This is a genomic window from Allosphingosinicella sp., from assembly GCF_036387615.1.
GTDB lineage: Bacteria > Pseudomonadota > Alphaproteobacteria > Sphingomonadales > Sphingomonadaceae > Allosphingosinicella.
In genome coordinates, this window is sequence record NZ_DASVTH010000041.1 from 138,150 (window position 1) to 152,185 (window position 14,036).

Below are 14,036 nucleotides of genomic sequence, written 5' to 3' on the forward strand. Positions count from 1 at the left end.
AGCCCCAAGGACACGACCACCGTGGCCAAAGCATCGGCATCCCAAGCCTCAGCCCCGTCCGCCCCGCCGGCGACGCCCAACCGCGAACGTCCGCCGGAGCCGCAGCGCCACCAGGCGAGCCGCGAAGAGCTGCTCGAATATTATCGCCAGATGCTGCTCATCCGACGCTTCGAGGAACGCGCGGGCCAGCTTTACGGCCTCGGTCTGATCGGCGGCTTCTGCCACCTCTATATCGGTCAGGAAGCAGTGGCGGTCGGGCTGCAGTCCGCACTGGAGATCGGCAAGGACAGCGTGATTACCGGTTACCGCGACCATGGCCACATGCTTGCTTATGGAATCGATCCCAAGGTGATCATGGCCGAGCTGACGGGGCGCCAGGCCGGCATCTCCAGGGGCAAGGGCGGATCGATGCACATGTTCAGCGTCGAGCATCGCTTCTACGGCGGCCACGGCATCGTCGGCGCGCAGGTGAGCCTCGGCACCGGTCTCGCTTTCAAGCACAAATATGCGGGCGACGGGGGTGTGTGCCTCGCCTATTTCGGCGACGGGGCGGCCAACCAGGGCCAGGTCTATGAGAGCTTCAACATGGCGGAGCTCTGGAAGCTGCCGATCATCTATGTGATCGAGAACAACCAGTACGCGATGGGTACCAGCGTCAATCGCGCGTCGGCCGAGGACCAGCTCTACAAGCGCGGCGACAGCTTCCGCATCCCGGGCATCCAGGTCGACGGCATGGACGTGCTCGCGGTGCGCGGCGCTGCGAATACCGCGATCGAATGGGTGCGGTCGGGCAAGGGACCGGTGCTGCTCGAGCTCAAGACCTATCGGTACCGCGGCCACTCCATGTCCGACCCGGCGAAATACCGCTCGCGTGACGAGGTCCAGGCGGTCCGCGACAAGTCGGATCCGATTGAGGCTGCCAAGCGCGACCTTGAAGCGCTGGGGGCTGGCGAGGACGAGCTGAAGGCGATCGACAAGCAGATCCGTCAGATCGTGACCGAAGCCGCCGACTTCGCGGAGCAGATGCCCGAACCCGGTCCGCAAGAACTCTACACCGACGTGCTGGTCGAGACCTACTGATGCCGATCGAACTCAAGATGCCCGCGCTCTCGCCCACGATGGAGGAGGGCACACTGGCCAAATGGCTGGTGAAGGAAGGGGATGCCGTCACCTCCGGCACCGTCCTGGCCGAGATCGAGACCGACAAGGCCACGATGGAATTCGAAGCGATCGATGAAGGCACAGTCGCCAAGATTCTGATCGCGGAGGGCACTGACGAGGTGAAGGTCGGCACCGTGATCGCGATCCTGGCCGGCGAAGGCGAGCAGGCGGACGGCGTTGCGGGCGGCGCGCGCGATGTTGCTTCCGCCGAGCAGAATGCGGCGGCGATCGCCGCTACTCCGGCTGAGGAAGCCCAGGCGCAACAGGCGACGGTGCAGGCTCATGCAAAGCCCGGGCAGGAGCCCGCCAGCCTCAAGGTGGAGCCGGAGGTGCCCGCTGGGACCGAGATGGTGCGCACCACGGTGCGCGAGGCCCTGCGCGACGCGATGGCGGAGGAGATGCGCGCCGACGATCGCGTCTTCGTGATGGGCGAGGAAGTCGCCGAATATCAGGGCGCGTACAAGGTGACGCAGGGGCTGCTCGACGAGTTCGGCGCCCGCCGCGTGATCGACACGCCGATCACGGAATATGGCTTCGCCGGCGTCGGCTCGGGCGCGGCGATGGGCGGCCTCAAGCCGATCATCGAGTTCATGACGTTCAACTTCGCCCTGCAGGCGATTGACCACATCATCAACTCGGCCGCGAAGACGAACTACATGTCCGGCGGCCAGATGCGCTGCCCGATCGTGTTCCGCGGGCCGAATGGCGCGGCGAGCCGCGTCGCGGCCCAGCACAGCCAGAATTTCGGCCCCTGGTATGCCAATGTACCGGGCCTGATCGTGATCGCGCCTTATTCCGCGGCGGACGCCAAGGGCCTGCTCAAGGCGGCGATTCGGTCCGAGGACCCGGTCGTGTTCCTCGAGAACGAGCTGCTCTACGGCCAGAGCTTCGACGTCCCCAAGCTCGACGACTATGTCCTGCCGATCGGCAAGGCGAGGGTCGTGCGGGAAGGCAAGGACGTGACGCTGGTCAGCTATTCGATCGGTGTCGGGGTTGCCCTGGACGCAGCTACCCAGCTCGCGGAGCAGGGGATCGAAGCCGAGGTCATTGACCTTCGCACCCTGCGTCCGCTTGACCGGGAAACCGTGCTGCACTCCCTCGCCAAGACCAACCGGATGGTCTGCGTCGAGGAAGGCTGGCCGGTCTGCTCCATCTCCTCCGAGCTGATGGCGATCGCGATGGAGGAGGGCTTCGACGATCTCGACGCGCCCGTGATGCGAGTAACCAATGTCGACGTGCCGCTGCCTTATGCCGCCAATCTCGAGAAGCTCGCGCTGATCAAGGTGGCGGATGTGGTCGAGGCGGCGAAGAAGGTTTGCTACCGCTGAAGCGCCCCCACCAACTCCGTTCGGCCTGAGCTTGTGAGGGCCGCTCCTTCTAATTCCAGCTGAAGAGAAGGGGTGGGCTTCTACAAGCTCAGCCCGAACGGTACAGGGGTAAGACCGCCCGTGACTCCGCTTGATCCCGACCGCACCCTCGCGCTCTCCTATGTCCCGGCCGAGCGCCGGGCAGCGCTCGGCGCATTGTGGCGCCTGGATGCCGCGATGGGCGCGGTGCTGGCGGGTGGGCGCGAGCCGACGCTGAGCCAGATCAAGCTCGTCTGGTGGCGGGACTCGCTCGCCAAGCTGGACGAGGGGCGACCGCCCGCGGAGCCCGTGCTGGAGGAAGCCGCCGCTCACATCCTGCCGCGCGGCATCAAGGGCAAGCAGCTGGCCCGGCTGGAGGAGGGCTGGTCGATCCTGCTCTCGCAAGGGGCTCTGAGCGGCGACGATCTGGCCAGGTACGGGCTCGGCCGCGGCGCTCTCCTGTTCCGGTTCAGCTCGAGCCTGCTCGGGTTCCAGCTCAGCGAGCCCGTCAAGCGCGCTGGCGAGGGCTGGGCGCTGGCCGATCTCGCCCGGCACAGCAACGATGTCGACGCCAAGGCTGCCCTCGCGGCTGCGGCCGAGCGCCTGGCCGGGGTCACTGCCCAGCGATGGCCTGGCCCGATGCGGCCACTGGGCATGCTCGCCATGCTCGCGCTCCGCGACACCCAACGCGGCCTGGACGCGCGCGAACCGCAGGGCTCGCCCGCCCGGATGGCGCGCATGTTCCGCCACCGTTTGACAGGCCGCTGAGGCCGGTTGGAATCCACGCGAACCTGATCTAGCGTGACGGCTCCGAAACGGGAGCAGCTCGATGCTTCGATTCTTCGCCGGAGTGGCCTCGGCTCTGCTGCTTGTCGCAGCTGGCTTCTTTATCTGGAAAAGCCAGGCGCAGAATGAAGAGCTGATCCCCCCGGCCCCGCCCGCGCGCACAGGCGTCCTCGCTCCGATCAAGAGCGAGCGCTTGCCCACGCCGCCGGAGGCCAGCCCCAAGTCGCGCGAAGAGAAGCGCTTTGCACGCGCCGATAAGGACGATGACGGCCGCATCACTCGAGCCGAGATGCTGGAGCCCCGCCGCAAGGCATTCGCCAAGCTCGACGTGAACGGGAACGGCAGCCTCAGCTTCGAGGAGTGGACCGTCAAGACGGCGGAGAAGTTCGGGGGCGCCGACGCAAATCGGGACGGGGCACTTACACCGCTGGAATATGAGACGACGAAGCCGAAGGCGCGCCCGAAGCCGAAGTGCAATTGCTAACGGCCGCGCCCATCCAGTCGCGAAGCGCATCCCGGGCCCGTCCCGTGTAAGCCGCTTTCCGGTCCGCCTTGCGCTTGCCGGCGACAGGCGGGAACAGGCCGAAATTGACGTTCATCGGCTGGTAGATGTCCGCTTCCGCTCCGCCGGTGAGGTGGCCGAGTAGCGCGCCCATCGCTGTGGTGAGCGGGGGCGGCAAAAGCGCGCGCCCCGACATTTCGCCCGCGGCGAACCGTCCGGCCAAGAGCCCGATCGCAGCGCTTTCGACATAACCTTCGCAGCCGGTGATCTGGCCGGCGAAGCGGATGTGCGGCGCGCTCTTGAGCCGGAGCGTTCCATCCAGCAGCTTGGGGGCGTTGATGAAGGTGTTGCGGTGAAGGCCGCCGAGCCGGGCGAACTCGGCATTTTCCAGGCCGGGGATGGTCCGAAACAGACGCACCTGCTCGGCATATTTGAGCTTGGTCTGGAAGCCGACCATGTTCCACAAGGTGCCGAGCGCATTGTCTTGGCGGAGCTGCACGACCGCGTAAGGCCAGCGCCCGGTGCAGGGATTATCGAGGCCGACCGGCTTCATCGGGCCGTAGCGGAGCGTGTCCACGCCGCGCTCGGCCATCACCTCGATCGGCATGCAGCCCTCGAAATAAGGCGTGTCCTTCTCCCACTCGCGAAACTCGGTCTTCTCGCCGTCCAGCAGCCCCTGATGAAAGGCGAGATACTGCTCCTTGGTCATCGGGCAGTTGATGTAATCCTTGCCGCCCTTGTCCCAGCGCGCCGCCATCCAGCAGATGCCCATGTCGATGCTGTCGCGGTGCACGATGGGCGCGATCGCGTCGAAAAAGGCGAGCGCGTCCGAGCCGGTGGCGGCGCCGATCGATTCGGCCAGCCTCATGGCGGTGAGCGGGCCGGTGGCGACGATGGTCGGCCCGGAGGCGGGGAGGGCGTCGACGCGTTCCCTGACCAGCTCCACGTTCGGGTGGCCGGCCACGCGCTCGGTCACGGCGGCGGAGAAGCCCTCGCGGTCCACGGCGAGCGCGGATCCGGCGGGAACGCGATGCTCGTCCGCGGAAGCCATGATGACGGAGCCGAGCGCGCGCATTTCGGCGTGGAGCAGGCCGACCGCATTGTGCTCAGCGTCATCCGAGCGGAAGCTGTTGGAGCAGACCAGCTCGGCAAGCGCGTCGGTGTGATGCGCGGGCGTCATCTCGCCCGACCCACGCATCTCGGACAGGCGCACCTTCAATCCGGACTCGGCGAGCTGCCAGGCCGCCTCCGAACCGGCAAGACCGCCGCCGATGATGTGGATCTGGTGTCTCATTCAGGCCGCTCAGCAAGCGCCGTCGGCAAGCGCGAAAAGTTCGAAAGGTTCGGAAGGTTCGACTTCCTTAGAGAAAGGAAAACTGCCTTCCCAAGCGCGTCCGAATTGCCAAACGATGAGGTGGTGGACCGAAGCTCCATGATCCGGCGCTAGCCCTTCTGCGGCCTGTAGGAAAGCTTGAGGAGAGTGGATTGCGCGAAGCCTCCGCGGGGATGCGCGATCGGGTTCGCCCAATCCAGGTGACGGTGAGGGGTCGCTTTCAGCGCAGCATGCGTCCGTCGGGGGCGGCCGTTGCAGGCGCTTCATAGACCGGCTGATGCTCGACGAACCAGTCGTTCACCTTGCGGCCGAAATGGGCGATTGCGGACATGTTGAAGAAGTGCATGCCTCCCAGCACCAGCACGGCAAGCCCCACCTTGCTGCTGAGGAAGCGGATTGCTTCCGGCAGGGTGGTCGGCTCCGCGCCGATGCTGAGCGTGAGCGTGATAAAGCCGATATTGATCAGGTAGAAGCCGACCACGAGCAGATGGTTGGTGGACCTGGCCAGCTCGCGGTTGTGGCCGAAGCACTGGACCAGGAAGATCTCCCCGTTGCGGGAAAGCGTCTGGGCGACCTTAACGGTGATGCCGATCGCGATCGCGAGGTAAAGGACGTAGGCTATTTCGACCATTTTCTTTGCTCCTTGTTGAGGTTGCTTGGAATTCAGATGACCCGCCGGGCGCGAGCGGCCAGTTCGGGAAGGGCGGCATCCAGGCGCGCCGCGAGGCGGCCGAGGCGCCGCACCGGCACGCCCGGAAAGAGGTGGTGCTCGAGATGAAAGAACATGTTGTAGGTGGCGAAGTTGATCAGCCGGGGGCGCTGGGTGCGCGCGATCAGCTCCTCGCCGTGACAGCCGCGGTGCGTGATCCAGACCGCGAAGAATGCGGTCAAGCATTGGGCGCAAGTCACAGCAAGCAGGTGGTAGAGAAGCACGGTTGAGCCCGACACCAACGCCGTGAGGATGACCGCGATGTTCAGGGCCAGGTCGACCAGCATCCGGCGGCGAAGGATCGGTCCGCCGCGCCGCCAGGCAGCCAGGTGCAGCTCGATCGGGAATGCCGGTCCATAGGCAAGCACGCGGAGGCCGCCCATTTGTCCGCATTTCCCCTCCACATCGTCCTGCTTGCCGACATGCACGTGATGCTGGAGATGATTGAACCCCACGGCGCTGTTGGAACCCAGCATCAGCGCGCTCAGGCCATGCTGCACCAGCCGGTGAGCCCGCGGGCCGAACCCGAGATTGCCATGGATGGCTTCGTGGTTCAGGCGGAGCGCCGTCAGAAAGAACATGAAGGAGCAGACCAGCGCGGCCGGCCAGAACTCACGGCCGGCGCTCCACCAGGAGCCAAGCAGCCAGGGCAGGGGGTGCAGGCACTCCACAGCTCCATCTGCTGGCCGCATCAGGGCGAGATCGCGCCACTGGACGCGGCGTGCCAGGGCTCCACTCCGGTTCGGCTTGGTCTTGCTGATCATCCTAATGTCCTTCACTATGTTCTGAAGAGACAGAAATCGGGTGGCGCAGTGCGGCGCGGCGGACGGCTGGAGCTTAGCCGGAAGGCTTGGAGCGGGGCGAAACGAAGCGCGCGACCCTGCCGCCGAGCTTCATCAGGGTGACCAGGGTGGGCTTGGGCAACACCCGCACTTGCTCATACCAGGTGCCGAGGGTCGAGACGAATTCGTGGAGCCGGGTGATGCGTTCGCGCACGTGCGGCGGCGCGGTTCGATCTTCCTTTAGCCGAGACGTGAGCTCGGCAAGAAAGGCGAGAGTGGGATCGATTTCGCGCTTCTTCCGCTCGGCCGCGATCCGCATCAGCATTTCCCACAGGTCCGTCTCGGCGACGAAGTGATCGCGGCGGTCGCCCTCGACATGGACTCGCCGCACGATGCCGTATCCCTGCAGCTCCTTGAGGCCCGTGGAGACGTTGGAGCGGGCAAGTCCGAGTTGCTCGACGATCTCTTCGGCGTGAACCGGCCGGTCGGACAGATAGAGCAGGGCGTGGATCTGCGATACCGACCGGTTGACGCCCCAGTGCGTTCCCATCTCTCCCCAGTGGAGGACGAAGGCTTTCGCGTCAGGATGATCGATCACGGCCATTGCTGTTCTTTCTGGTATTACAGAAATACGTGACAGCGGGTTGAGTGTCAATCCTTCCCTTGCGCAAAACGGCGCGCAAGCGACTGGATCAGGCGTCGATACCGACTATCGTCTGGTCGGGCACCCGCCTCCAAGACTCCGTCAGTCTCGCCGTTCGTGACCGCAAGGAAAGAGCCGTCTACGTCCGCGCTGCCGCCCCGAGCGCGATTAGAACGGGCCGGAAGCTGACCGGGCCGCCTGCTTCATTCCTCGATGTCCTTCTCGCGCAGAGTTTGCGGCCCGGTGCCGTCGTCGAGCTGGACCTGATCCGGCTCGACGGGCTCCGCGGGCTGGGCGCGCTCCTCGGCGATCAGGGCTTCGGCCTCGTTCTCCGGCTCCTCCGCTTCATCGATGCGGGCCGCCGAGACAACATGCTCGCCATCGGCAACGCGGAAGATGGTGACGCCCTGGGTGTTGCGTCCGGCAATGCGAATGTCGCCGACCGTCGTGCGGATGAGCTTGGCCTGATCCGTGACGAGCATGAGTTGCTCGCCATTGTGGGCGGGGAAGCTTGCTACCACGCAGCCGTTGCGGGCTGAGGTCTCGATGTTGGTGATGCCCTGGCCGCCGCGATTAGTTTGGCGATATTCGTAGGCCGAAGTGCGCTTGCCGTAGCCGTTCGCGGTCACGGTGAGAATGAACTCCTCAGCGTCCTGGAATTCACTCATCCGCTCGGGACTGAGGCTCGGTTCATTCTGGTTTTCCTTCCAAGGCGCGGCGCGGAGATACGCGTCGCGCTCATCCGCCGTGGCCGGGAAGCCTTTGAGGATGGAAAGGGAGATGACTTCGTCGCCTGCGCGCAGCGTGATGCCGCGAACGCCCGTCGACGTGCGACTCTGGAACTCCCGCACCGCGGTCGCCTCGAAACGAATCGCCTTGCCCTGTTTGGTGGCGAGCAGCACGTCGTCCTGCTCGGTCAAAAGCGCGACCCCGATCAGGCGGTCGGTGATATCCTCATCGAAACGCATCGCGAACTTGCCGTTCGAAGGGACATTGGCGAACGCATCCATGCTGTTGCGGCGAACGCCGCCGTGGGCGGTCGCGAAGACGACGTGGAGGTTCTTCCACTCGGCCTCGTCCTCGGGAAGCGGGAGCACGGTGGAGATGGTTTCGCCCTCGGCCAACGGCAGCAGGTTCACCATCGGTCGACCGCGCGCCTGCGGGGCACCCTCCGGGAGGCGCCAGACCTTCAGGCGATAGACCTTGCCGTGGGTCGAGAAGAACAGGACGGGTGTGTGCGTGGAGGTCACGAACAGCTTGGTGACCGCATCCTCATCCTTGGTGCCCATGCCGGCGCGGCCCTTGCCGCCGCGGATCTGGGTGCGGAAGGAATCGAGCGGGGTGCGCTTGATGTAGCCTGCGTGGGTGACCGTCACGACCATGTCTTCGCGCTCGATCAGGTCCTCGTCGTCGATTCCGTCGGCAGCGGGCGCGATGTCCGTCATGCGGGGCGTCGCGAAGCTGGTGGCGATCGCGTCGAACTCCTCGCGCATCACCCGGTACAGACGAACGCGATCACCCAGAATGTCGAGTAGGTCGGCGATCGAGGACGCAAGCTGCCGGAGCTCGCCTCCGATCTCATCACGGCCGAGCGCCGTCAGCCGGTGCAGGCGCAGCTCCAGGATCGCGCGGACCTGCGCGTCGGACAGGCGGTAGGTGTCGGAGCCCGACTGATGCTCGACCGCCTCTACCAGCGCAATGTAGGGTGCGATCTCGGCGACCGGCCATTCGCGCGCGACCAGCGCGGCCCGCGCTTCGGCGGGAGATGCGGAGGAGCGGATGATCCGCACGACTTCATCGAGGTTGGTGACCGCGATCACCAGGCCCAGCAAGATGTGCGCCCGCTCGCGCGCCTTGTTGAGCTCGAACTTGGTGCGGCGGGTGATGACCTCTTCGCGGAACCTGACGAAGGCTTCGATGATGTCGCGCAGCGTCAGCGTTTCCGGACGGCCGCCGCGGATCGCGAGCATGTTGGCCGGGAAGCTCGCCTGCGCCGGCGTGTGCCGCCAAAGCTGGTTCAGCACGACCTCAGGGGTGGCGTCGCGCTTCAGGTCGATGACCACGCGGACGCCCTCGCGGTTGCTTTCGTCGCGGATGTCGGAGACGCCCTCGATGCGCTTGTCCTTGGCGGCCTCGGCGATCTTCTCGACCAGGCCGTTCTTGCCGACCTGGTAGGGGATGGCGGTCAGCACGATCGAACGCCGGTCGCCCCGGCCTTCCTCGACGATGTGGCGGGCGCGCATGATGATCGAGCCGCGCCCGGTCTGGTAGGCGCTGCGCGCCCCGGCTTGCCCCAGGATCAGCGGCCCGGTCGGGAAATCGGGAGCGGGGATATGCTCCATCAGTTCCTCGACCGTGATCCCCGGATTGTCCATGTATGCCTTGCAGGCCGCGATCACCTCGCCGAGATTGTGCGGGGGAATGTTGGTCGCCATGCCGACGGCGATGCCGCCCGCCCCGTTGACCAGAAGATTGGGGAAGCGAGCCGGAAGCACCTGTGGCTCCTGGCGCGAGCCATCGTAGTTGGGGGTGAAGTCGACCGTGTCCTTGTCGATGTCCTCAAGCAGGGTCATCGCGACGCGGGCCAGCCGGGCCTCGGTGTAGCGCATCGAGGCGGGCGGGTCGGGATCCATCGAGCCGAAATTGCCCTGGCCGTCGATCAGCGGAACGCGCATCGCCCAATCCTGCGCGAGGCGGGCAAGCGCGTCGTAGATCGAGGAATCGCCGTGCGGATGGTAATTGCCCATCACGTCGCCGACGATCTTGGCGGACTTTCGATAGGGCCGGCCAGGCACGAAGCCGCCCTCCTGGCAGGCGAACAGGATGCGGCGGTGAACGGGCTTCAGGCCGTCGCGCACGTCCGGTAGCGCGCGGCTGACGATCACCGACATGGCGTAGTCGAGGTAGGAGGTCTTCATCTCCTCGACGATGGAAATGGGCCGGATATCGCTTGTATCGATGGTCGGCGGAGTGCTGGCCAATGTGGATTCCTGGTTCTGGGCGAGGGGAGCGCGAGGCGCTCGACGGTGATGTGCTGGCCTAACCCAGTGAAGGGACGAAGGCCAGTGCGCGCACACACGCGTACGCGCGCGAGACGCTGCCTAGATAGTCACGATCGCGAGAAGCGCCAGCGACGTTCATCGCTGCCGTCCGGATCGAAGCGATAGCCGTCGCTGTCGAACCCTTTCAGCGCGTCCGGATCACTCAGCCGGTGCTCGCATACGTAGCGCGCCATCATCCCCCTGGCGCGCTTGGCGTTGAAGGTGTTGAAGCGCAGCCCGTTCGGGCCGGCTTCGCGGAGGTCGATCTCGACGACCTGCGCCGCCTTGGGCAGATGACTTGCGGCCGCCGCCCAATACTCCTTGCTCGCAAGATTGATGATCGTCTGCCCGCCGCTCGCCGCGAGGTCCGCCGCAAGCCGGCGCCCGATCCGATCGCCCCAGTAGGCATAGAGGCTCTTGCGCCTGGGCGCCCATTTGGTCCCCATCTCCAGTCGGTACGGCCGGATCGCATCGAGCGGGCGTAGCAAGCCATAGAGACCGGACAGGATTCGCAGATGGTCCTGCGCGAACAGCAGCGCCTCCTCCGGCAGGCTGTGCACCTCGAAGCCTAGATAAACGTCTCCTGCAAAAGCGAAGATAGCCGGGCGCTCCGGTGAGCCGGCGAAGCCTCTGAATCGCTCTGCGTTGAGCTTTCCCAGGCTGTCCGAGATGTGCATCAGTTCGGACAACTTCTTCGGCGACATTCGCGCGGCCGCGGCGGCGAGCCTTGCCGCGTCCTCTTCGAACTCGGGCCGGGTGACGGGGAGGGGCGGGTAGGGCCGCTTATAATCCAGCGACTTGGCAGGGGAAATCACGGCCAGCATCCCGGGCGGGTTAGCCGAGCGCGCGGCAGCTGGTCAAACCGGCGCTCAAGAAAGGGAATAGTCGTGCGAACAGCGCTACTTGCGGTTCAAGGCGGGTTCAGCGCAGCGCCGCTAGCAAGCATGGGCGAATGGCGGTACAGGCAGCGCGGCCCGCCCCTGCACGCGGCTCAACAGGAGTTTTCGTTTATGAAGGCATCGAGGATCGCCCTTGGCGCGGCGCTCGCGCTGGGGAGCTATTCGGCGATCGCCAGCAGCCCGGCTTCGGCCCAGGCACCCGTCGGTCAGCCGACCCGGCTCACCAAGGAGGAGCGGGCCACTCTGGCCACTCTCGTTTCAGCCGTCCAGGCGCAGAACTGGGTGGCGGCTTCCGCGGCCTTGCCCGCCGCGCAAGCGGTCGCGTCGAGCGATTATGCCCGCTATCTCGTCGCCAACCAGATGTTCGCCATAGCGGCCGGACGAAACGATGCGGCGCTACAATCCGCAGCCGTCGAAGCCCTCATCGCGAGCGGGAACGTTCCAGCGACGGAACTGCCGGCTTTGTACCGGGCACGGGCCTCCTTCGTGCAACGCTCGAGCGATGCGCGCCGCCAGGAAGCGGGGCTCACCCAGCACCTCGAGCGCACGCCCAACGATCTGGAGGCGCTCGCCGCCTTGTCCGAAATGAAGGAGGTGCTGCGCAAACCGGCGGAGGCGCTTCGCTTGCTCGACCGTGCCATCGAGATCCGCCGGACTTCGGGGCAGCCGGTTCCCGAAACTTGGTACAAGCGCGCGTTGCGGCTCGCATTCGACACCCGGCTTGCGCCCGAAAGCATGAAATATGCGCGAGCGTTGCTCGAGCTTTACCCGACACCCAGCAATTGGCGCGACGCGACGCACGTTTATCGAACGCTGGCCGGCTCCGATCCGGCTGCGGCGCTGGACGCCATGCGGCTCAATCGCTCGGCCAAGGCACTGGGCGGGGAGCGCGATTACCTCGAACTGGCTCAAGCACTATCTGCTGGCGGTCTCGCCGCGGAAAGCAAGTCCGTGCTGGACGAGGGCGTGGCGAGCCGCATGATCGATCCCGCAGAGGGCCAGTTCAAGGCTTTGTTGGCCAGTTCCGCCAAGCAGGCGGCCGCTCAGCGCACGGGCCTCGCCGCCCGCCAAACCAAGGCAAGCGCCGCACAAACAACCGGCGCGGAAGCGCTGGCCGTAGCGGACGCAACCTTCGCGACCGGCAATTACGCCCGCGCCGCCGAATTCTACGGAGCGGCGCTCGCGAAGGGCGGAGTGGATGCGGGGCTGGTCAACAACCGGCTAGGGATCTCACTCGCTCTTGCGGGACGCAGGCCGGAGGCGGAAGCTGCCCTCCGGGCCGTCAGTGGCCCTCGCGCTGAGTTGGCGTCCCTTTGGCTGTTGTGGCTCAACCAGCGCGGCTGACGCGCTACAGGTTAAATCGAGGAGAAGCTCCATGAACTTCACGACCAAAATGACCGGCGCCGCGTCCTTGCTCGGCATCGTTGTCGGCCTTTCCATACCCGCTCACGCGCAGCGAGCGCCAACCGGTGCGAAGAAGCAGGCCGAAGCGCAACCGGCTCAGGCCGAGCAGGCCGGCCCGAAGCGCAATTTCACCAAGGGTGCGATGAAGGCGCTCCAGGAACTGCAGGTCGCCGCCAATGCGAACGACACTGCGACTTTCCCGGCCAAGCTCGCTGCGGCGCAAGCGGTGGCCAAGACTCCGGACGACCGTTACTTCATCGCGCAAATGCAGTATCTGATGGCGCAGAAAGCAAGTGACGAGCCTGGGCTTCGTCGCGCGATCGACGCGATCATTGCAAGTGGCGGCGCGACCGCCGAAGAGATGCCGAAGCTGCAGCGTGGGCTCGGCGTGCTGGCCGTCAAGGCAAAGGACTATCCCGCCGCGATCGCGGCATACCAGCAGGTGCTCAAGGCGAGCCCGAACGACACCGCGATCACCAACGACCTCATTCTCCTCCACCGGGACCAGAAGCAGCATGCTCAGGCGCTCGCGCTCGCTGAGCAAAGCATCGCCGCATCCAAGACCGCGGGCCAGAAGGCGCCGGAGAATATCTATCGGCTCGGACTGCAGAGCGCGCTGGATGGCAAGGTTCGGGCGAGAATTTTGCCGCTGACGCGCGATTGGCTGGCCGCTTATCCCAGCCAGAAAAGCTGGTCGGACGCACTCAATATCTACCGTCAGACGGTCGACACCGACGATGATGCGACGCTCGACACGTTCCGATTGATGCGCGCCACCAAGTCGCTGGATCGGTCGAACGAGTATATTGCCCTTGCCGACACGCTTGCTCGCGGGCGCTTCTACGCTGAGGCGCGGGACGTGGTGAACGAAGGCGTCAGGGCCGGCAAGTTCCCCGCTTCGAACGCCAGTGCGGCTGCGATCCTGAAGGAAGTTTCAGGCCGGATCGCCGGTGATCGGACGGCTCTTGCGGGCCTCGAAGGCCGCGCCCGGTCTGAAGCGAGTGGCGCTTTCGCGCTCAAGATCGCCGAAGGCTATTACGGCCATGGCGACTATGCCAAAGCGGCCGATTTCTACCGCCTGGCACTGCAAAAGGGCTCGGTCGACGCCAACCTCGTCAACACGCGCCTCGGCATGTCGCTTGCCCAAGCCGGGAGGAAGGCCGAGGCGGAAGCGGCCCTGAGCGCGGTGACGGGGCCTCGCGCCGACCTTGCCGGACTTTGGCTGCTCTGGCTCAATCAGCGGGCCTAGGCTGCCATGTCGGGGCGGCCGGGCCCGCCCCGAGCTTCGGGATTTGCTAAGCGCCCCGAGAGGTTACCGTTGCTCGCCTCGGCGTCCCAAAACGCAACTGGGCGAAAACGCCCCTTTCGCCGGACAGTGGCGGGCGTTAACGATTGTGAAGGCCGCTGCCGTCATGGTGGGCAGAGCATGT

The 14,036-nt window shown here is 65.7% G+C and carries 12 protein-coding genes; 6 read left to right on the plus strand and 6 right to left on the minus strand.

Annotated elements, in window-relative coordinates:
• The first annotated feature begins 21 nt into the window (after positions 1–21).
• The 4 genes from pdhA (at position 22) to VF631_RS09185 (ending at position 3,777) form a co-directional block, all read left to right on the plus strand.
• Complete coding sequence (pdhA, locus tag VF631_RS09170) at positions 22–1,080, plus strand: pyruvate dehydrogenase (acetyl-transferring) E1 component subunit alpha (protein ID WP_431849982.1); 1,059 nt, start codon at positions 22–24, stop codon at positions 1,078–1,080.
• Positions 1,080–2,489: a pyruvate dehydrogenase complex E1 component subunit beta gene (locus tag VF631_RS09175; RefSeq protein ID WP_431849983.1), complete on the plus strand. Its 1,410-nt coding sequence runs from the start codon at positions 1,080–1,082 to the stop codon at positions 2,487–2,489. Before pdhA ends, VF631_RS09175 begins: the two co-directional genes overlap by 1 nt.
• Positions 2,490–2,609: 120 nt before the next feature.
• A complete protein-coding gene (locus tag VF631_RS09180) occupies positions 2,610–3,275 on the plus strand; it encodes a squalene/phytoene synthase family protein (RefSeq protein ID WP_431849984.1) in 666 nt (221 codons plus the stop codon).
• Positions 3,276–3,336: 61 nt separating this feature from the next.
• Complete coding sequence (locus tag VF631_RS09185; protein ID WP_431849985.1) at positions 3,337–3,777, plus strand: hypothetical protein; 441 nt, start codon at positions 3,337–3,339, stop codon at positions 3,775–3,777.
• On the opposite strand, the gene trmFO is transcribed toward VF631_RS09185, so the two are convergent.
• From trmFO to yaaA, 6 genes are all read right to left on the minus strand, one after another.
• On the minus strand, positions 3,713–5,089 hold the full coding sequence (gene trmFO / locus VF631_RS09190; protein ID WP_431849987.1) for a methylenetetrahydrofolate--tRNA-(uracil(54)-C(5))-methyltransferase (FADH(2)-oxidizing) TrmFO: 1,377 nt from the start codon (positions 5,087–5,089) through the stop codon (positions 3,713–3,715). The genes VF631_RS09185 and trmFO overlap by 65 nt on opposite strands.
• 259 nt (positions 5,090–5,348) lie before the next feature.
• On the minus strand, positions 5,349–5,759 hold the full coding sequence (locus VF631_RS09195) for a hypothetical protein (RefSeq protein ID WP_431849988.1): 411 nt from the start codon (positions 5,757–5,759) through the stop codon (positions 5,349–5,351).
• 32 nt (positions 5,760–5,791) lie between these two features.
• Positions 5,792–6,601 (minus strand): fatty acid desaturase family protein, encoded by an 810-nt coding sequence (locus VF631_RS09200; protein WP_431849989.1) that lies wholly within the window; start codon positions 6,599–6,601, stop codon positions 5,792–5,794.
• 73 nt (positions 6,602–6,674) lie between these two features.
• The gene (locus tag VF631_RS09205; RefSeq protein WP_431849991.1) at positions 6,675–7,223 is read right to left on the minus strand and encodes a GbsR/MarR family transcriptional regulator; all 549 of its coding nucleotides are present in this window, start codon (positions 7,221–7,223) and stop codon (positions 6,675–6,677) included.
• A 242-nt stretch (positions 7,224–7,465) separates the two neighbouring features.
• A complete protein-coding gene (gene gyrA, locus VF631_RS09210; RefSeq protein WP_431850049.1) occupies positions 7,466–10,180 on the minus strand; it encodes a DNA gyrase subunit A in 2,715 nt (904 codons plus the stop codon).
• A 191-nt stretch (positions 10,181–10,371) separates the two neighbouring features.
• Positions 10,372–11,127, minus strand: a complete 756-nt coding sequence (gene yaaA / locus VF631_RS09215) for a peroxide stress protein YaaA (RefSeq protein WP_431849992.1) — start codon at positions 11,125–11,127, stop codon at positions 10,372–10,374.
• A gap of 186 nt (positions 11,128–11,313) precedes the next feature.
• On the opposite strand from yaaA, the gene VF631_RS09220 reads away from it, so the two are divergent.
• Together VF631_RS09220 and VF631_RS09225 are read left to right on the plus strand one after the other, a co-directional pair.
• The gene (locus VF631_RS09220) at positions 11,314–12,546 is read left to right on the plus strand and encodes a hypothetical protein (RefSeq protein WP_431849993.1); all 1,233 of its coding nucleotides are present in this window, start codon (positions 11,314–11,316) and stop codon (positions 12,544–12,546) included.
• 31 nt (positions 12,547–12,577) lie between these two features.
• A complete protein-coding gene (locus tag VF631_RS09225) occupies positions 12,578–13,855 on the plus strand; it encodes a hypothetical protein (RefSeq protein WP_431849994.1) in 1,278 nt (425 codons plus the stop codon).
• Positions 13,856–14,036: the final 181 nt, after the last annotated feature.

Excerpts from the sequence above, each read along its gene's own strand:
- VF631_RS09175 (WP_431849983.1), top strand. The coding sequence starts at position 1,080 with ATGCCGATCGAACTCAAGATGCCCGCGCTCTCGCCCACGATGGAGGAG.
- VF631_RS09200 (WP_431849989.1), bottom strand. The coding sequence starts at position 6,601 with ATGATCAGCAAGACCAAGCCGAACCGGAGTGGAGCCCTGGCACGCCGC.
- yaaA (WP_431849992.1), bottom strand. The coding sequence starts at position 11,127 with ATGCTGGCCGTGATTTCCCCTGCCAAGTCGCTGGATTATAAGCGGCCC.
- VF631_RS09220 (WP_431849993.1), top strand. The coding sequence starts at position 11,314 with ATGAAGGCATCGAGGATCGCCCTTGGCGCGGCGCTCGCGCTGGGGAGC.
- VF631_RS09195 (WP_431849988.1), bottom strand. The coding sequence starts at position 5,759 with ATGGTCGAAATAGCCTACGTCCTTTACCTCGCGATCGCGATCGGCATC.
- VF631_RS09185 (WP_431849985.1), top strand. The coding sequence starts at position 3,337 with ATGCTTCGATTCTTCGCCGGAGTGGCCTCGGCTCTGCTGCTTGTCGCA.
- VF631_RS09225 (WP_431849994.1), top strand. The coding sequence starts at position 12,578 with ATGAACTTCACGACCAAAATGACCGGCGCCGCGTCCTTGCTCGGCATC.
- trmFO (WP_431849987.1), bottom strand. The coding sequence starts at position 5,089 with ATGAGACACCAGATCCACATCATCGGCGGCGGTCTTGCCGGTTCGGAG.
- VF631_RS09205 (WP_431849991.1), bottom strand. The coding sequence starts at position 7,223 with ATGGCCGTGATCGATCATCCTGACGCGAAAGCCTTCGTCCTCCACTGG.
- gyrA (WP_431850049.1), bottom strand. The coding sequence starts at position 10,180 with ATGAAGACCTCCTACCTCGACTACGCCATGTCGGTGATCGTCAGCCGC.